The sequence below is a fragment of the Pseudomonas serbiensis genome (genome assembly GCF_030580745.1).
GTDB lineage: Bacteria > Pseudomonadota > Gammaproteobacteria > Pseudomonadales > Pseudomonadaceae > Aquipseudomonas > Aquipseudomonas serbiensis.
Map to the genome: position 1 here is coordinate 36,023 of NZ_JAUQOO010000009.1, position 21,762 is coordinate 57,784.

Consider the following 21,762-nt stretch of genomic DNA (forward strand, 5'->3'; position numbering starts at 1 on the left):
CAAGGGATAACCTCAAGTAGTCCGAATCTTTATTACCCTGAGAAATTACGGATCCAATCGCATCCCACAACAGAGTCTGTAAACCGAATAGAGGCATTCCTTCAGATACCGTATAGCTTCCTAAAATATAACTGTTGCCAGGCTATGAATGACGGCGTTGACTTTGATCAACCCTTTGGAGGTCAATTATCGTTTAACCATTGCCATCAAGAATAAGAGAAGGGAAAAGACATCCCTATGACCTTCTCATGGGCAATGCCATGCTTTCTTTTCTTCGACGCAAACCAACAAAAACCAAATCATCCGGAACAAATATTGAGGGCTTCATACCTCCCGAGTCCTCAGATAGCCTACTTAGTACCCCGAGGAGGCGGAGCCTGCTCGAAAATATATGGCAACGAACATCCCTGTCACGCAAGCAGTTCGGCGCACTGTATCTCACCCCACTGCAACGCTATGCCTCGCTCGTGCAACAACTGCCGGCATCCGAAAATCATCACCATGCCTATCCTGGAGGAATGCTGGACCACGGCCTAGAAATTGTCGCTTACGCTTTAAAAGTTCGTCAGACATACCTTCTCCCGATCGGGGCACCGCCTGAGTCGCAAGCAGCCCAAGCTGAAGCCTGGTCAGCTGCTGCCGCATATGGCGCGCTGATGCATGACTTGGGGAAAATCGCGGTCGATGTGAGAGTGGAGTTGCAGGACGGAAAAGCGTGGCATCCTTGGTACGGCCCCCTGACACAGCCCTACAGATTTCGGTATGTGAAAGGCCGAGATTACCGATTGCATGGTGCGGCCTCTTCACTGCTTTACGCACAGGTGCTTCCCAATGAAGCTTTGGACTGGCTCAGTGGGTTTCCCGAGTTGTGGGCACAGTTGATCTACACCCTGGCCGGTCAATACGAACATGCCGGCATCCTGGGAGAAATCGTCACTCAGGCCGACCAGTCATCTGTCGCACAAGAGCTGGGCGGAAATCCCGAACGAGCGATGTCAGCACCAAAACAATCTCTGCAACGTCAGTTGGTCGACGCATTGCGGATGTTGGTGAAAGAGAAATTTAAACTGAACCAACCAGACGGACCTTCAGATGGATGGCTGACCCAGGACGCCTTGTGGCTGGTAAGCAAGCCCACGACTGATCAACTCAGAGCTGCGCTACTGACCCAGGGCATTGAGGGAATTCCTAACTCTAATGCTCCGATGTTCAACATGCTTCAGGACCAGGCCATCATCCAGACCAACGTCCAGGACAAGGCTATCTGGAGTGTCACAATCGACAATGGGCAAGGATGGGTAAAGACATTCACAGTATTGAAAGTCGCCCCTGCCCTCGTTTGGCCTCAGGCAGACCAGCGCCCACCGAGCTACAGCGGCACTCTGACGGTAGACGCAGCGCCGGCAGAAGATAATGCTGCTACCGATCAAGGTGCTGATACTCAGAATAGCGGTTTAGACACATCGCCCAATAGCATAATGCTATCTAAATCAAGCACTCCGACTCAGAATGCTCTGCCATCCACACAGAAAACCACGCAGAGCGACACAGATCACATGGACGATTTGCTATCTCTATTTGAAGACATACCCCAAGGCAAAATCACTGTTTCTACCAGCACTGAGGAAGATGTATCTGTTCCACCGGTGGCCACACAGAAACCAAACAAGCTGAGACAACCCAAGCCGCAACCGGCTTCTGAGACAGATCTGAATGTCCCCCTTCCGGCGGAGCAAGAAGATTACGGTACCGAGTTTCTTTCATGGCTCAGGGAAGGTGTGCTCTCACACAAACTCGTAATTAATGACGCTAAAGCTCGAGTTCACACAGTTGATGGAACTGCGTTTCTAGTGAGTCCTGATATATTCAAACGCTACGCGCTAGAACATCCAGACATCCAAACAGCGGCAAAAGCCAAGGATTTGGAGCCTTGGCAGTTGGTGCAGCGAGCGTTTGAAAAGTTGAAATTGCACCGCAAGACCAGCGCGAATCTCAACATTTTCACATGCGAGGTAAAAGGCCCACGCAAATCCAAGGAACTGAGAGGGTATCTGTTGAAATCACCAACGACTGTGTTCAATGAAGTCCCATACGACAACGCAATTGTGAAGCTGGTCGGTGCGGATGCTAAGGACGCAACAGAATGATGACCATTTTGGAACTGACCAAAGAGTATGTCAGTGCACACAACTTGCGTCCCGCTTCGGTGAGCATTTACAACGCAGCAACCCGGGCTTTGATTCGGCATTTTGGTGACGGTCCAGCCAACGAGATTGACGCCCGACAGGTTCTTTTGTGGCGCAAGTCACAGCTCGAACGTGGACTGTCAAAGCGAAGCTGGAATACGTACTCCAGCCACCTTAGGACAATTTTCGGATTCGCCGTCAAACACGGGATTGGAAATCTGGCCATCAACCCTTTCAGTCGCACCCAGGTGATTCCTCCGAAAAAACCTAAGAAGACAGTGGTCGTTGATGCGATATCACGGGGTAGGAGCTGGTTGCTGGCTCTCATTGACGAGGAACAGAAAAACCAGAGACGAGCGAAGATCACACCGGCCTGGTTCTGGTTAACCGTGTACGAGACGTTTTACTACACCGGCGTTCGGCTGAATGCATTGCTCTGCGTGCAGCTCTCTGATGTTGATCTGAAAAAACGCCTGATCCGTGTTCAGGGTGATCTGGAGAAAACACACCGGGAGTTCATGATCCCGATCCCTGACGGGCTTATGCCTTATCTAATGACACTGATGCAGTCAGCTGAAGCCCTACGCTTTGCCAAAACGGATCAGTTGTTCAACGTGAACCGCTTTTCGGTGTACTACCGGAGCAAATACATGAACTCAGATCAAGTCGAATCGATGTACAAGAAGCTTACAAAAGAGACCGGTGTGAGGATGACCCCACACCGCTTCAGACACACGATTGCAACTGATCTGATGAAGCAGCCAGAAAGGAACATCCACGTCACAAAAACGCTGCTCAACCACACCAATATTGCGACGACCATGGATTACATCGAGCCCGATTACGAATTCATGCGAGTTGTCTTGAATGAGCGCAGCCAGGCTCCCGCGCAGATTTCACACAAAGCGCGCATCGATCTGGGCACGGTTTTGCACAGGCTGTCAGATCACACTACTGCGATGATCGAATCTGCTCGTGAAAAACCGGTGCTGCAAAAAATCGACATGACTCCACCGGTACAACCAGTTACTCGATGCGAGATCCTGTCTGCAGAAAACCACTCTCCCAGATCCAGCAGATTTGAGGATGAGCACATTGAAGACGCAATTGTGATCAGGCCCGAGAAAATCTACCAAGCAGAGCTGTATCCACGTGAAGAGATCACTGCAGAAGACATGGATAGCCTCCTAGAGCACCTGCAGGATTGGTTGAAGCAAAGAAAAGGAAAAGGCTCAACGTCGGTTTCAGCTAATGCGCACGACCGGAAAATTACAGATCAGCTAAATGACCTGGTTCAAAACTCACCACGAGCGCTCAACTGGAACAGGTGAAACAGCAAGACCAGCCTAGGGATTCATGAGATGAGGTAGAGGGACGTGATGCGAAGGATCGCTGACCAACAGCGTTGTTGGAAACAGAAAAGTCATGTTCCAATTTGACATCACATCAGGACAAGGATATGTTTCGCTGCAGACGGCTGCTTGCTCTGGATGTTGATCACCTCAGGTTACAAGCTCCGCTTTTTTGCTGATGCTAACTCATCATACTTGATCACCTTCAGCTTCGATCTCTGAACACATGAGTTCAGACACAGAACGAATTGATGGATTCGATCAAGAGAAAAGCTTCAAAAAGCTATTTGAAGCTAGAAAATGGTGGGTCGTGTAGGATTCGAACCTACGACCAATTGGTTAAAAGCCAACTGCTCTACCAACTGAGCTAACGACCCTCTGTTGTGTGGCGCGTATATTACTGATTTTTATCAGTAATTCAACACCTTTCTGTAAAAAAATTAAAAATAACGTGTCGGGTCCGCTACACCGGCGGCTGCGAAGCCTTCTGCACGCAGGCGGCAGCTGTCGCATTTACCGCATGCGCGGCCTTCATCATCAGCCTGATAGCACGAAACGGTGAGCGCATAATCGACGCCCAGAGCCACGCCAGCCTTGACGATGTCTGACTTGCTGAGGTTTTGCAGCGGCGCACGGATGGTGAACCCCTGCCCCTCAACACCCGCCTTGGTCGCCAGATTGGCCATGCGCTCGAACGACTCGACGAACTCGGGGCGGCAATCCGGATAGCCTGAATAATCCACGGCATTGACGCCGATAAAGATATCGCGGGCTTCCAGCACCTCTGCCCAGCCAAGAGCAAGGGACAGGAACACGGTATTGCGTGCAGGTACGTAAGTAACCGGAATGCCTTCAGTCGGCGACTCAGGGACAGCGATGGAGCTGTCGGTCAATGCAGAACCACCAATCCCGTTGAGGTTGAGGCCGATAACCTTGTGCTCGATGGCGCCCAGATCCCGTGCAACACGTGCAGCAGCGTTCAGCTCGGCACGATGGCGCTGCCCATAGTCGAAACTCATGGTGTAGCAGGCGTAGCCTTCGGCTCGGGCCATGGCAACTACAGTGGCTGAATCAAGGCCGCCGGACAGCAGGATTACGGCTCGTTTTTCGGTCATGGTCAATTCACTCATTTCAGCGCCCCGGCTCGTCATCCCAAAGAATTTTGTGCAATTGCATCTGCAAGCGGACAGGCAGGTTGTCTGCAACGATCCAGTCCGCCAGGTCCCGCCCTTTCAATTCATGGTGGCTGGCAGAGAACAGTACTTCGCCAGCCCGCTTGTCCAGCCCGTACTGGATCAGCTTGGAAACCGCCCAGTCGTAGTCGTCCCTGGAGCAGATCACAAACTTGACCTGATCGTTGGGAGTCAGCAATTCCATGTTTTCGTAGCGGTTGCGCGCGACTTCCTTGGAGCCCGGAGTCTTCAAGTCGACCACGCGGCTGACACGAGAATCGACAGCCGATATGTCCAGGGCACCACTGGTTTCCAGCGAAACCTGATAACCGGCATCGCACAGGCGCTCAAGCAAGGGAATCGCATTGGGCTGGGCAAGCGGTTCACCACCGGTCACACAGACATAGCGCGGGTGATAGGCAGCGACCTGCTCAAGGATGTCATCCAGCGTATGGATCTTTCCACCGCTGAAAGCATAGGCACTGTCGCAATACTGGCAGCGCAGGGGGCAACCAGTGAGGCGCACGAATACGGTGGGCAGCCCAGCCGTACGGGTTTCACCCTGTAACGAGTAAAATATTTCGGTGATGCGTAATGTGTCTTGCATATAAGCCACGGGCGTAACAGCTAAACAGGCCGTCCGCCTCCGTCAGGCACTTCAAAGCACCCTGCAATCGCAGAATCCAGCGAAGCGTAATAATTACCGGAATTTCGGGTGCGAAATTCTAACGAAAAAAGCCGCGACAAGCGCGGCTTTCTTGAATAACGGGTCTGCGCATCAGAGACGCTGAAGATCCCGCTGTGCCAATTGTGCAGCGGAACTGCCCGGATATTGGGCAACGACTTGCTGCAAAATGCCTTTGACCTTGTCTGTGTGACCGAGGCGACGCTCAACATCGGCCAGCTTATAAAGCGAATCAGGCACCTTGGAATGCTTCGGGTACAACTGGCTGACCTTGGCAAATGCCTGGCCAGCGCCCTGAAGGTCACCCTTGGCCAGATTCACTTCGCCCAGCCAGTATTGGGCATTGCCCGCATACGAGCTGTTTGGGTACTTGCGCAGGAAAGCGGTAAAAGCCTGACTGGCCTTATCGAAATCCTTGGCTTTGATCAAATCGAAGGCCGCTTCGTAATAGAGCTTTTCCTTCGCCGGATCAGGAGGCTCTGTGCCTGCTGCCGGAGCCTGGGCCGCTGGGGCCGAAGGCGTCCCGCTGGCGTCGATACTGCCGCCAGAAGGTTGGGAATTATTGGTAGCTGCAGCGGCTGCGCCACTGGAGATACGAGAATCCAGATCCTGATAACGCTCCAGCGCTTCCTGCTTCATGCGCTGAATATCGTTCTGCTGGACTTCAACGAGACCACGCAAGCGCGCGATTTCTTCCTGCATTTGCTGCAATTGCATGAACAGCTGACCATTTGCCGAGGTCGGGGTCGAAACCCCTCCCCCGGCATAGGCGCCGGACGTGCCATAACCCGCTGGCGGATAACTGCTGCTACCAGAGCCAGAATTGTCATCGACCACAGGAACCGCACCCCACGCTGAAAGCGGGAGGGTGAGGGCCAAAACGGTTAAAGCACGTCGGCACGTTCGCATGTCAAATTACTTACGCAGTTCGACGCGACGGTTTTGAGCCCAGGACTGCTCGTCGTTGCCGGTAGCAACTGGACGCTCTTCGCCGTAGGAAACCAGCTCCAGCTGAGCTGGGGAAACGCCTTGCAGAACCAGGTAGCGCTGAACGGCTTTCGCACGACGCTCGCCCAGGGCGATGTTGTACTCACGAGTACCACGCTCGTCGGTGTTGCCTTCCAGAACGACGCGAGCGCCGTTTGCTTTCAGGTCTTTAGCATGCACGTCCAGGGAGCGCAGTGCTTCTGGCTTCAGATCCGAACTGTCGTATTCGAAGTAGAAGGTGGTGATTGCACGCAGAGCAGCTTCTTCGCTCAGGCTGCCATCTACAGCGCCAGTGTTGGCACCGTAACCAGCGTTAGGGTCAACAGCGCCAGCGCCAGCATTATCACCGCCTTTGGACGAGCAACCAACAGCTACAGCCATGGCCAGAGCCAGCGCAGCAAACTTACCAAACTTCAACATTTCCATCTTGAAACTCCTAATGAACCCCAGTGTGTTAAGCAAATCGTGTAGCGCCGCGTCAGTTCAGGTAAGGGGACCAGGAAGGTTCTCTGACTTCGCCTTGAGCGGTAGGAAGCGGGAGCCTTACGCGTCCGTTAATGGACACGAGCATCAAGACTCCCCGGCCCTGCTGGCGGGTGGCGTAGATTACCATGGTGCCGTTGGGCGCAACAGTAGGCGACTCATCAAGGTTGCTATCTGTGAGGATTTTTACACTTCCGCGAGCCAAATCCTGCACTGCGACCTTGAAATTAGTGAAGCCGTCCTGCCGGTGAATCATTACCAGCGTCTTTTCATCAGCTGACAATTTCGGGTTGGCATTGTAGTTACCCACGAACGTCACACGCTCGGCACCACCGCCATTGATGTTTGTCTTGTAGATCTGTGGCTTGCCGCCACGGTCCGACGTGAAGTACAGCGTAGAGCCATCCTTGCCGAAAAACGGTTCGGTATCGATGGACGAATCGTTGGTCACGCGGCTCAGCTGACGAGTCGCCAGGTTCATCACGTAAACCTCAGGGTTGCCGTCCTTGGACAGCACGAACGCCAGCCTGCTGCCATCAGGCGACCATGCAGGCGCGCCGTTGAGGCCTTCGAAGTTGGTGATCTGCTCACGGCGACCGGTATCGATATGCTGAACGAAGATACGTGGGCGTCTCTGCTCGAACGATACATAGGCGATGCGCTTGCCATCAGGAGCAAAGCGTGGCGACAGGATCGGCTCGCGCGATTGCAGCAGCGTCACGGCACGGGCACCGTCGTAGTCCGAACGTTGCAGGGTGTAACGGGTGTTGCTTTCCGAGAAGCGCTCGGCAGTCACGTACAGCATGCGGGTGGAGAACGCGCCCTTGATGCCGGTCAGTTTCTCGAACGACTGGTCGGCAATGTAGTGCGCCATGTCCCGCAACTGGTCGTTGGTACCCGACACGCTACCGGTCAGAACCTGCTGCTCGGTGGCAACGTTGAACAGCGCGTACTGGATCTGCAGACGACCGCCCGCCGGGACAATGTTGCCGACCATGACGTATTGCGCATTCAGGGCCTTCCAGTCACGGAAAATGATTTCGCTGGCCTGGGTCGGCAGGCTGATCATGTTCTGTTTGGGAATCGGCGAGTAGTAACCCGAGTTACGCAGGTCGTTACTGACGATATCGGCCATGTCTTCCGGCAGCACGTTGCCGCCCTGCCAGCCAAAAGGCACGACAGCAATCGGAGTGGCGCGGTCACTTCCGCTGGTGACCATGATGTTCTTTTCTTCTGCAACGGCTAAGCCCGCCGCGCAGCAAAGAACCAAAAGCAGTCCTCGAAGAAGGTTAATCACAAGGCTAGATCCTCAGGTGTGAATGTCATCTTGAATGAACGATAGGGAGCGAAGTCCGCTGGCTTCAAACCCTGCATTTCTGTCAAACGACCAATATTCTTGACCGCTGCCACTGCCGAACTGTCGAACGGACCGTCACCACTAGACTTGGAAACAGTCACCGAAGTCACTGTACCGTCCGGCAACATGCCGATCTGCAATACCACTGCCATGCCCTTGCGCGCCGATGGTGGGCGAGCCCAGCCTTCGGATGCACGCAGACGAATCAGGTCATCGAAGTTACCCGCAGTCTCGTCGCCAAGTTCATCGGCCAGAGCCTGTTGCCGCTGTGGCTTGTCGGAAAGCAGGTCGGCCAGGGCCTGTGCCTTCTTGTCCTCTGCAGCCTTGCGTGCAGCTTCCTGTGCTTTTTTCGCAGAGTCGGCAGCAGCTTTCTTCTTGGCGTCCTCGGCAGCCTTTTTCTTCGCGTCTTCAGCCGCTTTTTTCTTCGCTTCATCGGCAGCCTGTTTCTTGGCTTCCTCGGCGGCGGCTTTCTTCGCGTCTTCCTCGGCTTTCTTCTTCGCTTCTTCTTCGGCTTTCTTCTTGGCTATATCAGCCAATTGTTTCTCTTCAGCCTTTTTCGCATCGGCAGCCTTCTTGGCCTCATCGGCCTTTTTGGCTTCCTCGGCTTTCTGCTCGGCCTTTTTCGCCTCGTCAGCAGCTTTCTGCTCTTCGGCCTTCTGTTCTTCGGCTTTTTGAGCAGCCTCTTCTTTCTTTTGTTCCGCAGCCTTTACAGCTTCCTGTTTCTGCTGCTCGATCTTCTTCTGCTCCAGCTGCTCGACTTCAGTCTGTCGTGCAGCGGCTTTCTTTGCCTCGCCCGCAATCTTCTGGTTGGTCTGGGTCGTCGCCTGGCTCTTGGACTTGAGTTGGTACAGCGTAGCCTGAACAACAGGTTTAGCCTCCGGCAACTCAGGTGTCATGGCAAAGCTCACGAAAAGCATGCCAAAAATCAGGATATGCAGCGCCACAGCCCAGACAGAGGGCCAGAAGTAGCTTTCCGAGGCAGACGGCTCTCGAATCGGCTGCATCAGGGGGCCTCAGTAATCAAGCCAACATTTCCTACCCCAGCCTTCTGCAGCCCGCCCATCGTGCCCATCACAGAACCGTAATCAACGGTCTTGTCGCCACGAATGAAAACCTGCGTCTGCTTGCCGGCATCACGACCGGCTGCGACGATCTTGGTCACGGCTGCAGTCAGTTGAGGCAGTGTCATTGCCTTGTCCATCTGCTTTTCGGTATCGACTTCGCTGCCAAGGTTCCAGTAGTAGGTCTTGTCAGCCTTGATCGAAATGGTCAGGACCTGATTGTTGTTGTCTTGCGGCAAAGCCTCGCTGGAGACCTTGGGCAAGTCGACTTTCACGCCCTGGTTGATCATGGGAGCGGTCACCATGAAGATGACGAGCAGCACCAACATCACGTCGATGTATGGCACTACGTTCATTTCGGCGACCGGCTTGCGTTTTCTGCGACGATCTCGAGCGATTAAAGCCATGGGGAATTACCTGCTCACTCTTCGCTGGTATGCACTTTACGGTGCAGGATCGCCTGGAACTCATCAGCGAACGTGTAGTAACGGCCGATCAGAGTCTCGCTGCGAGCGGCAAAACGGTTGTAAGCGATAACCGCAGGGATTGCCGCGAACAGACCGATAGCCGTTGCAATCAGGGCCTCGGCAATACCGGGAGCTACAGTGGCCAGGGTCGCCTGCTGCGCAGTCGCCAGACCGCGGAAGGAGTTCATGATCCCCCAGACCGTACCGAACAGGCCGATATAAGGACTGGTGGAACCCACGGTTGCCAGATACGGCAGACCGGCTTCCAGTTTTTCTTCTTCACGGGAAATGGCAACGCGCATGGCACGAGCCACGCCTTCCATCACCGCATCTGGATCGACGCCAGCCTGCTGACGCAGACGGGAGAACTCCTTGAAGCCGGCACGGAAGATCTGCTCGACGCCGGAGTCCGGGTCAGGGTTGCTGCCCGCCTGACGATAGAGCTTGGAAAGATCGATACCGGACCAGAAACGCTCCTCGAAGCTGTCCAGGGCACGCCGACCGGCACGCAGCATGTTGCCGCGCTGAAAGATCACGATCCACGAAGTGACTGAAGCAGCCACAAGCATCAGCATGACCAACTGAACAACAATGCTGGCATTGCTGACCAAACTCCACATGGAGGAATGGTCGACGACGTTAGCTTCCACGCTTTATCTCCTGCTCTGAATGTATGCCCGCGCCGCTCTGGTCGGCAAAGGCCGCTCGCAAAGCTTCGGGAATGGCCCGGGGTTTCAAACTATCGGCGCGTACACACGCCACCAAAAACTGCCCCTCACAGAGCAGCGTTGCATCCGCAGCCAGCCTGACCTGCTGTTTGAAACGCAGGCTGACACGGTTCAATTCGATTACTTCAGCGCTTACCAGCAGCTCATCGTCCAGTCGCGCCGGCTTGTGATAACGAGCCTCACTGGAATGCACGACGAACAGCAGGTCCTCCTTCGCCAGCTCGGACTGGGCAAAACCCAGCGCTCGCAGCTGCTCGGTACGAGCCCGCTCCATGAATTTCAAATAGTTGACGTAGTAGACGATGCCGCCTGCATCGGTGTCTTCGTAATAAACGCGACAGCGATGTGCGAACGACGGAGCCCCGTTTTGCGCGCGCATACTCTAGTGCTTACTCCTCAGGTTGCCAATCGGGTCAGGCAACTGTTTTTCATGGTTTTGCCACTTATTGATGGCTTCAGCCATCACGCTGGCAATCTGACCACCAAAACTACAAATAAATCGGCGGTGGCCACTATTAATCGGTCGAGTCATCCACGAAATCCTCCGACGCAGACATCTCGCTCATTCTCGAAGGAATGTTCAGCCCAAAGTGCAGGTAGGCGTGCCGGGTAACGACTCGTCCACGCGGCGTACGCATGATATAGCCTTGCTGGATCAAATAGGGTTCCAGCACGTCTTCAATGGTGTGCCGCTCCTCACTGATGGCCGCAGCCAGGCTGTCTATGCCAACAGGACCGCCATCGAACTTCTCGATCATGGTCAGCAGAAGACGCCGGTCCTGATGGTCGAAACCATGTTCGTCGACATCCAGCAGGTTCAGTGCCTTGTCTGCCGTTTGCCGGGTGATCTGGCCATTACCGCGTACCTGGGCAAAATCCCGTACGCGCCGCAGCAAGCGGTTGGCAATACGCGGCGTTCCACGAGCACGACGGGCTATTTCAAAGGCCCCCTCAGGCTCGATGACCAGCCCGAGAATACCGGCGGAGCGCGACACGATAGTCGACAGGTCGGCCGTGCTGTAGAACTCAAGGCGCTGAACGATGCCGAAACGGTCGCGCAACGGATTGGTCAGCATGCCAGCGCGGGTCGTCGCCCCCACCAGCGTGAAAGGCGGCAGATCAAGCTTGATCGAGCGAGCGGCAGGCCCCTCACCAATCATGATGTCGAGCTGAAAGTCTTCCATCGCCGGGTACAGAACTTCTTCGACGATAGGCGACAACCGATGGATTTCATCGATGAACAGCACATCATGGGGTTCGAGGTTGGTCAGGATCGCGGCCAGATCCCCGGGACGCTCCAGCACGGGGCCGGACGTGCTTTTGATCGAAACCGACATTTCCTGGGCAATGATATTGGCCAGCGTGGTCTTGCCCAGCCCCGGCGGGCCGAAGATCAAGGTGTGATCCAGCGATTCATTGCGCCCACGGGCGGCCTGGATGAACAACTCCATCTGCTCGCGCACGGTCGGCTGACCAATGTAGTCAGCCAGACTCAGAGGGCGAATGGCGCGGTCCAGTTGTTCTTCACGATCACGACCACTGCTGGCGGTAATCAGGCGATCAGCTTCAATCACTTACGCCATCCCCTTCAAAGCACGTCGGATCAGATCTGCACTGCTCAAGCCTTTTTCCTTGATCGCAGAGACGGCCTTGCTCGCCTCTTGAGGTTTATAGCCCAGGGAAATCAGCGCGCTGACCGCATCGGACTCGGCAGACGCCACCGGCTCGGGCTGATTCGGGCCACTGGATACCAGCGTAAATGTGCCAGGCAGAGCCTCCCAGGCCTTGAAGCGGTCCTTGAGTTCGACCAACAGACGCTCGGCAGTCTTCTTGCCGACCCCCGGAATCCGGGTCAGGGCCGAAGTATCCTGCGCCTGAACACAGCGCACCAGCTCATCGACCTCAAGGCCCGACATCAAGGCAAGAGCCAGCTTAGGGCCGACACCATTGAGGCGAATCAGCTCACGAAACAGCTCACGCTCGCGTTTCTCGTAAAAACCATAGAGCAAATGCGCATCTTCGCGAACCACCAGATGGGTATGCAAGGTCACTGGCTCACCCACATGCGGCAAGCGGTAAAGCGTCGTCATGGGTACTTCCAGCTCATAGCCGACGCCATTGACGTCCAGCACCAGATGCGGTGGCTGTTTCTCGGCGAGAAAGCCACGTAAACGTCCAATCACGTATCAGTTCCTTTCGTCTTGCCCATCGTTGGCATCGCCAGCGCGAAAAATATGAACACCATCATCACAGGAGTCGCCAGACCTGCAAGTAAAAATATGCATGCGAATGATGCAGTCAGAGACGCAACCGGCCACCGCGGCTGCGCGCAGTCCCCAGACCATGTGGAATCAGGCTTGAACGTGTGTGCGCATGACACAGCGCAATTGCCAGGGCGTCGGATGCATCGATCTGGGGTTTCTGGGTCAGCTTGAGCAAATGCATGACCATCATCATCACCTGCTCCTTGTTGGCGCCACCGGTTCCGGCCACCGCCTGCTTGACCTGAGTTGCCGTGTACTCGGCGATCTCCAGCCCTTCCTCGGCACCCGCCACAATGGCCGCCCCCCTGGCCTGCCCCAGCTTCAGTGCAGAGTCGGCATTGCGGGCCATGAAGACCTTTTCGATTCCCATGGTGACCGGGCCATAGGTCTGGATGACCTCCCGCACACCGCGAAACACAATCTGCAACCGCTCCTGCAACTCGCCAGCCCCCGTGCGAATGCAGCCCGAAGCCACATAGACACAACCACGCCCGGTATCACGCACAACGCCATAACCGGTGATTCGCGAACCGGGGTCGATACCAAGAATAAGAGTCATAACACCCGCAGCTTGAGAACTAACGCAAAACAATGAATGCAGCATAAAGGCAGAAGCCGGAGGCCGATAGCGGCGTGATGATCACCGCTTCCTGCCCCCGGCCTCCAATGTACAACCGACAACCCTTGATCAGCCAAGCTGTTCCAGGACGTCATCGGGAATTTCCGCATTGGAATAGACGTTCTGCACGTCATCCAGGTCTTCAAGCATGTCGATCAGCTTGAGAACCTTTTCTGCGGTTTCCAGATCGAGCACCGCACTGGTCGTCGGCAACATGACGATTTCTGCGTCGGATGCCTTGAAACCAGCTGCTTCCAGCGCATTGCGAACCGCGTAGAAACCGGCGAACGACGTAAACACGTCGATGGAGCCATCTTCATTGCTCACGACGTCATCGGCATCAGCCTCCATCGCCGCTTCGATCAGTGCATCTTCATCGACACCGGCAGCAAACGAGATCTGCCCCTTGCGATCGAACAGATAAGCTACGGAACCGTCAGTACCCAGGTTGCCGCCACACTTGGTAAAGGCATGACGAACGGCAGCGGCGGTACGGTTACGGTTGTCGGTCATGGCCTCGACCATGATAGCGACACCGCCAGGACCATAGCCCTCGTAACCCAGCTCCTCGACATCATTGCCATCGTCCGCACCGACACCACGCGCAACAGCACGGTCGATGGTGTCACGGGTCATGTTGGCGCCAAGGGCCTTGTCCAGCGCCAGACGCAGACGCGGGTTGGAACCTGGATCACCGCCACCCTGACGGGCAGCGACAGTCAGTTCACGAATCCACTTGGTGAAGATCTTGCCTTTCTTGGCATCCTGACGCTCTTTGCGGTGCTTGATGTTCGCCCACTTAGAATGACCTGCCATTTCTCGCTCCAGATTCTTTTTGAAACACCTTCACCTTTCACCCGCACACACGGGCAAAAGGCTTTTTACTCGACAAGGCACAGCCTGGAAAACCTGCAATGCGGGACGCATCAAGAATGCGCCCCGCCCCGCATCACTCGGCCTTCTGCTGCTCGCGCAGACGAATGTGCAGCTCACGCAGAGCCTTGGCATCCACGACACCAGGAGCCTGGGTCATGACGTCGGCAGCGCTCTGGGTTTTCGGGAAGGCGATCACTTCACGGATCGACTGGGCACCTGTCATCAGCATCACCAGACGGTCCAGGCCGAAAGCCAGACCGCCATGAGGTGGTGCGCCGTACTTCAAAGCGTCGAGCAGGAAGCCGAACTTCTCTTGCTGCTCGTCTTCCTTGATGCCCAGCAGACGGAATACCGCTTGCTGCATTTCCTTGCGGTGGATACGGATCGAACCACCGCCCAGTTCGGTACCGTTGAGCACCATGTCGTAAGCGCGGGACAGCGCCTTGCCAGGGTTGGCTTCCAGCTCTTCAGGGGTACACTTTGGTGCCGTGAAGGGGTGGTGCAACGCGCTGAAGCTGCCGTCGTCGTTCTCTTCGAACATCGGGAAGTCGACGACCCACATCGGAGCCCACTCGCAGGTGTGCAGCTTGAAATCGTTACCAACCTTGATACGCAGCGCACCCAGGGCCTCGCTGACGATCTTGGCCTTGTCCGCGCCGAAGAACACGATATCGCCATCAACCGCGCCAACGCGATCGAGGATCACATTGAGGTTGGCTTCCGGGATGTTCTTGACGATTGGCGATTGCAGGCCATCAACGCCATTGGCGCGCTCGTTGACCTTGATGTACGCCAGGCCCTTGGCACCGTAGATGCTGACGAACTTTGTATAATCGTCGATCTGTTTACGCGGAATACTTGCACCGCCTGGAACGCGCAATGCGGCAATCCGGCACTTCGGATCGTTGGCAGGACCGCTGAAAACCTTGAACTCGACTTCCTTGAGCTGATCGGCAACATCGACCAGTTCCAGAGGGTTGCGCAGGTCCGGCTTGTCGGAGCCATAGCGACGCATGGCTTCTTCAAAGGTCATGTGCGGGAATTCACCGAATTCCAGATCCAGCACTTCCTTGAACAGCTGACGAACCATTTTCTCGGTCAGACCGATGATGTCTTCTTCATTGAGGAAGCTGGTCTCGATGTCGATCTGAGTGAACTCAGGCTGACGGTCGGCACGCAGGTCTTCGTCACGGAAGCATTTGGCGATCTGGTAGTAACGGTCGAAGCCAGCCACCATCAGCAACTGCTTGAACAGTTGAGGCGATTGCGGCAGGGCAAAGAAACTGCCCGGGTGTGTGCGGCTTGGCACCAGATAGTCGCGAGCGCCTTCAGGCGTGGCGCGAGTCAGGATAGGCGTCTCGACGTCCAGGAAGCCGTTGTCGTCGAGATAGCGACGGATGCTGGTGGTGATGCGCGAGCGCAGACGCAGCTTCTCGGCCATTTCCGGGCGACGCAGATCGATGAAGCGATAACGCAGGCGCGTCTCTTCGCCGACATCGGAATATTCGTTCAGCGGGAACGGCGGAGTCTCAGATTCGTTCAGGACTTCCAGCTCGTAACCCAGCACTTCAATGGCACCGGAGGCCATATTGGCGTTGACGGCACCCGCCGGGCGGGCACGCACCTTGCCGACGACCTTGACGACATATTCGCTGCGCACACGGTCGGCAGCGGCAAAGGTATCGGCACGATCCGGATCGAACACCACCTGGGCCATGCCTTCACGGTCGCGGATATCGAGGAAGATAACGCCCCCGTGGTCACGACGACGGTGGACCCATCCGCAAAGGGTAATTTCCTGACCTTCCAGACTTTCGTTCAGTTGGCCGCAATAATGGCTGCGCATCATGATGGTGTGTTCACTTCTCGTAATTCGAAATTCGGTGGGGCATTCGCTCCTGGCCTGCGCTCGATAGTGCAATGCACCGGCACCCGGTTCAAGCCAGACCCTGCAACGCAGAGCCATGCCCGCCAGCAAGGCGAAGGATTATATAGAGTTAATCGAGGCCGTGCAGCCGAACGAACTCATCCTGTCTGGATAAGTTCGTATTCGTGCCGGGCAACAGGCTTGCGACACCGCTCGAAAGGCCCGCCAGAGGCGAACCCGAAGAAACATCAGGCCTGAGCCTCAAGACGATCGGCCTTCAAAAGGTGAGCGACGCAGACAACGCGGATCAGCCCGCTAAAGTTCTTTACACCGCCGTAACGCAAGTGAACCTCCCTGTCGATATAGGAGAGCACTGCATTCACGGAGCAATTATTGGATCGGGCAATCGCCGACAGTATGTTCCAGTAGACCTTTTCCAGACGCAGGCAGGTCGCCAACCCATTAAGCCGCACCGATTTGGAGTGCGGCTGTGCCAGATTCATATTGAAGTCTTCGACAAAAGGATCATTGCGTATAGACGAATGCCTGCTTAAATCTTTGACCTCACGTTCAACACCTCTAACCATGGCCGATCCACCTTCTAAAAAATCAACTCGAACACTAATAAGAAACATTTAAAAATAAATAAATGCGACTCCTATAAGGCCCGATTAAAGATCTTATATCCAGTAGAACCAACACCTTGACGTTGTAGGAGATGACTACAAGAGAACAAGGAAGAAAGAATTCAAGACAGCGCTATAACTTAAGTGCGACAACCAAATGCGTTTAATATTTATATTTTACATTTGCATAACAAGCGACGAGAACACACGGCGCAGGGTTGGCCAAAGGCCCGATACAGGCCGAATGCCCTGACAGAATGATCGCCGCAAGACGCGCGTCGCCATCTGCAAAAACGGCAACGCGCCCTGAGACGAGCAGCAGGCAGGCGCTGCTGCTCTTCAGCTGTTACCTGGACTCAAGCATCGAACGCAACATCCACGCAGTTTTCTCGTGAACCTGCATGCGCTGTGTCAGCAAGTCGGCAGTAGGCTCGTCACTGGCTGTCTCCAGCAGAGGAAAAAGGCTACGTGCTGTGCGGACAACAGCCTCTTGGCCCTGAACCAGACTTTTGATCATATCTTCAGCACTTGGCACACCTTCTTCTTCCTTGATCGAAGACAGGCGAGCATAAGTCGAATACGTGCCCGGCGCCGGGAACCCGAGAGCACGAATACGTTCAGCGATGGAGTCTACCGCCAGTGCCAACTCGTTATATTGCTCTTCAAACATCAGGTGCAGTGTGCGAAACATCGGCCCACTGACATTCCAGTGAAAGTTGTGAGTCTTGAGGTAAAGTACATAAGTATCTGCAAGCAGATGCGAAAGACCGTCTACGATCGATTTGCGATCCTCTTCACTGATACCGATATCGATTGCCATGTTTCATGCCCTTTTAGATGAGGATTGGAAAGCAGTAACAGCGCTACTTTATCAAGAGACGCCAACGGGCGCAGCCTTCTATTGGTGCACTCGCTCAAATAGGCACATCCATACAGGAAAGTAGCACCTGAATCGTCAAGCCTGTCTGACTCCCTGACGGCAAAACGAGTTCCATGAATTCGCCAGAACCCGGCCAGAGGCTCTATCTCAAGGCTATCGAAGAGGACGCTTTATTGGCGCCAACAAAGCAGCAAGGCCGCACAGGTACTTGATTTGAGTAGACTTCGGCTTTGCTGTTAAATACACAACGTGTCGCTACCGATCCTGCCATCCGGCTGTAGCGCATAGGCTGGACCATCGCTCGTGCATCACGCCTCCACTTTTTCAGAAGCGTACCGGGCGCTACCAGCTATTTCCTTGTGATCCTTCTTAATGTGAGCTTTTTAAAATGTTGAAAATCGTCCACCTGGTAACGGGAGCAGCAGCCTTGCTGCTTTCCTTCATACCCAGCCTGCGCAGTGAAATGCTGCAACCCGATGCGCTTTATCTGGCTTTCTTCGGGCTTCTCAACCTGGTGCTTGCTCCAGTGATTCCCTATTGGAACCGGGGACCACGTCACAACCTGCAAAATCTGGTCAGTGCACTGCTTGTTCTTGCCGTCATCATACAAATCCTTACCCTGCTCGTTCCGCTCGATAAAATCGCTGGTCAACCGGCAATCATCATCAGCCTGATTGTCGCCATAGTTGCCGTTGCACTTCATCTGGGAGTCAGCTTCTACAGATCCTCGCCTTCACCGGCACCTCAAAGCCACGACCTGGGCAATCGCGATACAGGCACCGTGAAGTGGTTCAATACCTCCAAGGGCTTCGGTTTCATCTCGCGCGATTCCGGCGACGATATCTTCGTACACTTTCGTGCCATCCGCGGTGAAGGTCACCGCGTACTCGTCGAAGGTCAGCGCGTAGAGTTCTCCGTGATGAACCGCGACAAAGGCCTGCAAGCCGAAGACGTCATCGCCGCATTGCCGCGCCGCTGATTTCTGCCGCCCCATAAAAAACCGCGCCTTCCTCAGGGAAAGCGCGGTTTTTTTATTGCTGCAAACATCAGTAATGAGGCGGCGGAGCGTCCTCTACGAACGTATCGAACTGGCTACCCATTTCTTCCTGACGCTTGAGCATCGCGGTCATTTGCAACTGCAATCGATCCAGCTCACGTCGCTGTATCACCAGCACATCATTCAACGCCTGAAGCGTATCCTCCTGAAAAGTCAGGCGGCTTTCCAACTCCATGACTCGCTCATCAAGGTTCATGATCACTCACCCTCAAATCGGAAATCTTGCGTCAATACCGGCCTCAATCGCTCGAGAACGGCTGCGAACTGTTCGTCTGTATAAGGAAGGGCCGGATGCTTGCCCCACACAGGCGCGGGCCAGGCTGCATCATCACGCTTGCGAACGATGACATGCATGTGAAGCTGACTGACGACATTACCCAGCGCCGCAACATTGAGTTTATCAGCGTCGAATGCACTCTTCAGGATTTGAGACAGAGCGGTGGTTTCCTGCCACAACTGCAATTGATCCTGAGCCTCAAGCTGAAAGACTTCGCTGATATCAGCGCGACGCGGCACCAGGATGAACCATGGGTAGCGCGAGTCATTGGACAATAAAAGCCTGCACAACGGGAAATCACCGACAGGCAAAGAGTCCTGCTTGAGACGCGAATCCAGAACGAACACGATAAAACCCCCGATTTGCCAGGTTGAATGTCTAACCTGCCCCGCAAGAGTGCGGCGCCTCGTATAGCCCGGCAGGATACGCAGGATCGGACAGCGCTTCACCCTTCTGAGCATATTTCATCACGATCCGCCGATACGCCCCCCGGCAAACCGGCGCACCACCCTGCCCCACCTCCAATGAAAACCGCACCAGTTTGATACCGGAAGCCACTCGTCAGCCGGCGAGGCACTTGCAGGTGAAGGCAGAAGAAAACCGGCAAAAACCGGCACATGAACATAAAAATGAAACAACGTCGTGCCAACCCTATTGGCAGGCAAAGACCGGGATCCATGTTATGGCAGCCTTTCGGAGCGGCGCACCAAAACGAAACACTTTGGTATACCAAAAAGAGCGCTGATCTGCGATTTACTCAAATCCCGGTGCAGTCAGTAACATTTCCTGACTTCCCGACACCTCAACCGGTCATTGATCGGTCCGCAAAGCCCGTTTTTCACAGAAAAAATAAATCAATCAAAATCATATGCTTACGACAAAAACCCCAAGTAAAAACTGAAATCTCACATTTTTTTTCAAATATTTTGAACTTTGTGCACGCTTGTTGCTTCAACACTCACACGACCTGAATGACTCTGGCGGAAAACAGGGACATCAGGACCAAGGGAATAGCAGTTCACAGCTTTGAGCACCTATCCTGAAAAGCGATCTGTAGCTGGATCATTTCAACGCGGATACAAGGGCCTGAAGATAGCAAAGCTGGATACATGATAAGGAAATGATGCATTTGCGACCTGCGTGAAACTTTTAGCGACAACGCCATAAAGATTCTGGAAAGACAGGGCAGCAACTATCGTAACTACCGTCAGCGTGAGATAGATTTTCGCCGACAAAAAAAGAAAGAGCCGCCCAGATAAAAAAACAGGTGGGACGGCCTGAATCTTCTTAAAACCAAAGGAGCAATCACGATGAGAGTGATGAAGTGGAGCGCAATCGCACTGGCAATTACTGCAGCCAGCGCCCAAATGGCAACAGCAGCACCGTTCGTCAGTGACCAGTCTGAAGCCAAGGGCTTTGTAGATGGCAGCACTCTTGACCTGAAGTTGCGCAACTACTATTACAACCGCGACAAGAAAGAAACCTCTGTCGACGATCGTGACTGGACCCAAGGCCTCTGGGCTAACTACAGCTCTGGTTACACCCAAGGCACAGTTGGTGTCGGCGTTGATGCATTCGGCTATTTTGGCCTGAAACTCTGGGGTCCTGACAGATACTCGGGCTCAGGCAACCTGGTAACCGACAGCCAGGACAGAAACGAAAACACCCAGGGCAAACTCGGTGGTGCAGTCAAATTCCGCATTTCCAAGACCGAGTTGAAAGTCGGCGACATGCAACCTACCAGCCCGGTGTTTGCAGTTGGTGGTAGCCGCCTTCTGCCTCAGACCGCCAGCGGCATCAGCTTGCAAAGCAGCGAAATCAAAGGCTTGGATCTGGAAGCAGGTCATTACTACTCCGGTACCAGTCAGGATGACACCAACCGCAGCGGCAAGATTTTCGCGAACTACGCCAGAAATGGTAATGGCGTAGAATCCAATAGCGCAGACTTCGTTGGTGGCAAATATGCAATCACCGATAGCCTGGGTGTTGCATTCTATGGTGCCAAGCTGGAAGACATCTGGAACCAGTACTACGCCAACGTGAACTATGCCTTGCCTCTAGGCGGCGACCAGTCCCTGGCCTTCGATGGCAACATCTACCGCACTACAGATGAAGGCAGCGCTCAAGCAGGTTCGATCAATAACACCACAGCTTCCGGCTCCGTCGCATACTCCTTCGCAGCAGCCCACACCGTGACTCTGGCCTTCCAGAAAGTCGACGGTAACACTCCGTTCGACTACATCGGTATCGGCGATAACAACCGCGGTGGCGACTCGATCTTCCTGAACAACTCCGTTCAGTACTCCGACTTCAACGCCCCTAACGAGAAGTCCTGGCAGGTTCGTTACGACCTGAACATGACTCCTTATGGCGTTCCTGGCCTGAGCTTCATGACTCGCCACGTTCGTGGTTATGACATTGATGGCACCAAGACTCCAACTGGCAGCGCATATGCTGGCATGTATGGTGACAACGGCAAACATCAGGAAACTGACTTTGAAGCCAAGTACGTGCTGCAAAGCGGCCCGGCCAAAGACCTGTCGTTCCGTCTGCGTCAAGCATGGCACCGTGCTAACGCAGGCAACAGCTATGACGGCGACGTCAACGAGTTCCGCCTGATCGTCGACTACCCGATTTCGGTCCTGTAATCACAGGCCGGTCTCTGCTACTTGAAAAAGCCCGGCTCGATTGCCGGGTTTTTTCATATCGCCACAAAAGTACTACCCTGAGACTCACCGCCAGCCGTGCGCTGTACGCGACCGGCACACCACCGTACAATGCCGGGTCATTTCCAGTCCCAGCAACAGACAACGGCCAA

At 54.6% G+C, this 21,762-nt stretch carries 22 protein-coding genes, 1 tRNA gene and 1 pseudogene; 5 read left to right on the top strand and 19 right to left on the bottom strand.

Annotation, left to right across the window (positions count from 1 at the left end; all coding sequences use genetic code 11):
- Positions 1 to 248 precede the first annotated feature (248 nt).
- Both mobH and Q6A51_RS13335 read left to right on the top strand, forming a co-directional pair.
- A complete protein-coding gene (mobH, locus tag Q6A51_RS13330) occupies positions 249 to 2,147 on the top strand; it encodes a MobH family relaxase (RefSeq protein ID WP_304574999.1) in 1,899 nt (632 codons plus the stop codon).
- Positions 2,144 to 3,517: a site-specific integrase gene (locus tag Q6A51_RS13335; RefSeq protein WP_304575000.1), complete on the top strand. Its 1,374-nt coding sequence runs from the start codon at positions 2,144 to 2,146 to the stop codon at positions 3,515 to 3,517. Before mobH ends, Q6A51_RS13335 begins: the two co-directional genes overlap by 4 nt.
- A 322-nt stretch (positions 3,518 to 3,839) precedes the next feature.
- Here Q6A51_RS13335 and Q6A51_RS13340 read toward each other — a convergent pair.
- From Q6A51_RS13340 to Q6A51_RS13420, 17 genes are all read right to left on the bottom strand, one after another.
- Positions 3,840 to 3,915: transfer RNA gene (locus tag Q6A51_RS13340), tRNA-Lys, on the bottom strand.
- Positions 3,916 to 3,978: 63 nt separating this feature from the next.
- Positions 3,979 to 4,653: a 7-cyano-7-deazaguanine synthase QueC gene (queC, locus tag Q6A51_RS13345; protein ID WP_201003805.1), complete on the bottom strand. Its 675-nt coding sequence runs from the start codon at positions 4,651 to 4,653 to the stop codon at positions 3,979 to 3,981.
- A gap of 16 nt (positions 4,654 to 4,669) precedes the next feature.
- On the bottom strand, positions 4,670 to 5,317 hold the full coding sequence (queE, locus tag Q6A51_RS13350; protein WP_304575001.1) for a 7-carboxy-7-deazaguanine synthase QueE: 648 nt from the start codon (positions 5,315 to 5,317) through the stop codon (positions 4,670 to 4,672).
- Positions 5,318 to 5,488: 171 nt separating this feature from the next.
- Entirely contained in the window at positions 5,489 to 6,304 is an 816-nt protein-coding gene (gene ybgF, locus Q6A51_RS13355; protein ID WP_201003462.1) for a tol-pal system protein YbgF, read from the bottom strand.
- Between the two features lie 6 nt (positions 6,305 to 6,310).
- Positions 6,311 to 6,808, bottom strand: a complete 498-nt coding sequence (pal, locus tag Q6A51_RS13360; RefSeq protein ID WP_201003464.1) for a peptidoglycan-associated lipoprotein Pal — start codon at positions 6,806 to 6,808, stop codon at positions 6,311 to 6,313.
- A gap of 52 nt (positions 6,809 to 6,860) precedes the next feature.
- On the bottom strand, positions 6,861 to 8,162 hold the full coding sequence (tolB, locus tag Q6A51_RS13365; protein WP_201003466.1) for a Tol-Pal system beta propeller repeat protein TolB: 1,302 nt from the start codon (positions 8,160 to 8,162) through the stop codon (positions 6,861 to 6,863).
- On the bottom strand, positions 8,159 to 9,226 hold the full coding sequence (gene tolA / locus Q6A51_RS13370) for a cell envelope integrity protein TolA (protein ID WP_201003467.1): 1,068 nt from the start codon (positions 9,224 to 9,226) through the stop codon (positions 8,159 to 8,161). The genes tolB and tolA overlap by 4 nt, the downstream gene beginning before the upstream one ends.
- A complete protein-coding gene (gene tolR / locus Q6A51_RS13375) occupies positions 9,226 to 9,690 on the bottom strand; it encodes a protein TolR (protein WP_374005020.1) in 465 nt (154 codons plus the stop codon). The genes tolA and tolR overlap by 1 nt, the downstream gene beginning before the upstream one ends.
- Before the next feature lie 14 nt (positions 9,691 to 9,704).
- Positions 9,705 to 10,400: a protein TolQ gene (gene tolQ, locus Q6A51_RS13380; RefSeq protein ID WP_201003469.1), complete on the bottom strand. Its 696-nt coding sequence runs from the start codon at positions 10,398 to 10,400 to the stop codon at positions 9,705 to 9,707.
- Entirely contained in the window at positions 10,390 to 10,857 is a 468-nt protein-coding gene (gene ybgC, locus Q6A51_RS13385; protein ID WP_201003471.1) for a tol-pal system-associated acyl-CoA thioesterase, read from the bottom strand. Before ybgC ends, tolQ begins: the two co-directional genes overlap by 11 nt.
- Before the next feature lie 136 nt (positions 10,858 to 10,993).
- Positions 10,994 to 12,052, bottom strand: a complete 1,059-nt coding sequence (gene ruvB / locus Q6A51_RS13390; RefSeq protein WP_304575002.1) for a Holliday junction branch migration DNA helicase RuvB — start codon at positions 12,050 to 12,052, stop codon at positions 10,994 to 10,996.
- Positions 12,053 to 12,661, bottom strand: coding sequence for a Holliday junction branch migration protein RuvA (ruvA, locus tag Q6A51_RS13395; RefSeq protein WP_201003474.1), 609 nt, complete (start codon positions 12,659 to 12,661; stop codon positions 12,053 to 12,055).
- Between the two features lie 115 nt (positions 12,662 to 12,776).
- Positions 12,777 to 13,301 (bottom strand): crossover junction endodeoxyribonuclease RuvC, encoded by a 525-nt coding sequence (gene ruvC, locus Q6A51_RS13400; RefSeq protein ID WP_201003476.1) that lies wholly within the window; start codon positions 13,299 to 13,301, stop codon positions 12,777 to 12,779.
- Positions 13,302 to 13,430: 129 nt separating this feature from the next.
- Positions 13,431 to 14,177: a YebC/PmpR family DNA-binding transcriptional regulator gene (locus Q6A51_RS13405; protein WP_025259001.1), complete on the bottom strand. Its 747-nt coding sequence runs from the start codon at positions 14,175 to 14,177 to the stop codon at positions 13,431 to 13,433.
- A gap of 133 nt (positions 14,178 to 14,310) precedes the next feature.
- Positions 14,311 to 16,086 carry an aspartate--tRNA ligase gene (gene aspS, locus Q6A51_RS13410; protein ID WP_201017857.1) on the bottom strand — a complete coding sequence of 592 codons (1,776 nt, stop codon included), beginning with the start codon at positions 16,084 to 16,086 and terminating at the stop codon, positions 14,311 to 14,313.
- A gap of 266 nt (positions 16,087 to 16,352) precedes the next feature.
- Complete coding sequence (locus Q6A51_RS13415) at positions 16,353 to 16,691, bottom strand: ribbon-helix-helix domain-containing protein (RefSeq protein WP_201003808.1); 339 nt, start codon at positions 16,689 to 16,691, stop codon at positions 16,353 to 16,355.
- A gap of 385 nt (positions 16,692 to 17,076) precedes the next feature.
- Positions 17,077 to 17,550 (bottom strand): Dps family protein, encoded by a 474-nt coding sequence (locus Q6A51_RS13420; RefSeq protein WP_201003482.1) that lies wholly within the window; start codon positions 17,548 to 17,550, stop codon positions 17,077 to 17,079.
- A gap of 448 nt (positions 17,551 to 17,998) precedes the next feature.
- On the opposite strand from Q6A51_RS13420, the pseudogene Q6A51_RS27500 reads away from it, so the two are divergent.
- Together Q6A51_RS27500 and Q6A51_RS27505 are read left to right on the top strand one after the other, a co-directional pair.
- Positions 17,999 to 18,259: pseudogene (locus Q6A51_RS27500) on the top strand (cold shock domain-containing protein membrane protein); the annotation flags it as partial.
- Positions 18,260 to 18,367: 108 nt separating this feature from the next.
- The gene (locus tag Q6A51_RS27505) at positions 18,368 to 18,589 is read left to right on the top strand and encodes a cold shock domain-containing protein (RefSeq protein WP_004667445.1); all 222 of its coding nucleotides are present in this window, start codon (positions 18,368 to 18,370) and stop codon (positions 18,587 to 18,589) included.
- Between the two features lie 67 nt (positions 18,590 to 18,656).
- Here the strand turns inward: Q6A51_RS27505 and Q6A51_RS13430 are convergent, their stop codons facing one another.
- Together Q6A51_RS13430 and Q6A51_RS13435 are read right to left on the bottom strand one after the other, a co-directional pair.
- The gene (locus Q6A51_RS13430; RefSeq protein WP_201003485.1) at positions 18,657 to 18,863 is read right to left on the bottom strand and encodes a SlyX family protein; all 207 of its coding nucleotides are present in this window, start codon (positions 18,861 to 18,863) and stop codon (positions 18,657 to 18,659) included.
- Positions 18,864 to 18,865: 2 nt separating this feature from the next.
- Positions 18,866 to 19,291: an HIT domain-containing protein gene (locus tag Q6A51_RS13435; RefSeq protein WP_201003487.1), complete on the bottom strand. Its 426-nt coding sequence runs from the start codon at positions 19,289 to 19,291 to the stop codon at positions 18,866 to 18,868.
- 963 nt (positions 19,292 to 20,254) lie between these two features.
- Between Q6A51_RS13435 and Q6A51_RS13440 the strand changes: the two genes are divergently transcribed.
- Positions 20,255 to 21,592, top strand: coding sequence for an OprD family porin (locus Q6A51_RS13440; RefSeq protein ID WP_304575003.1), 1,338 nt, complete (start codon positions 20,255 to 20,257; stop codon positions 21,590 to 21,592).
- Positions 21,593 to 21,762: the final 170 nt, after the last annotated feature.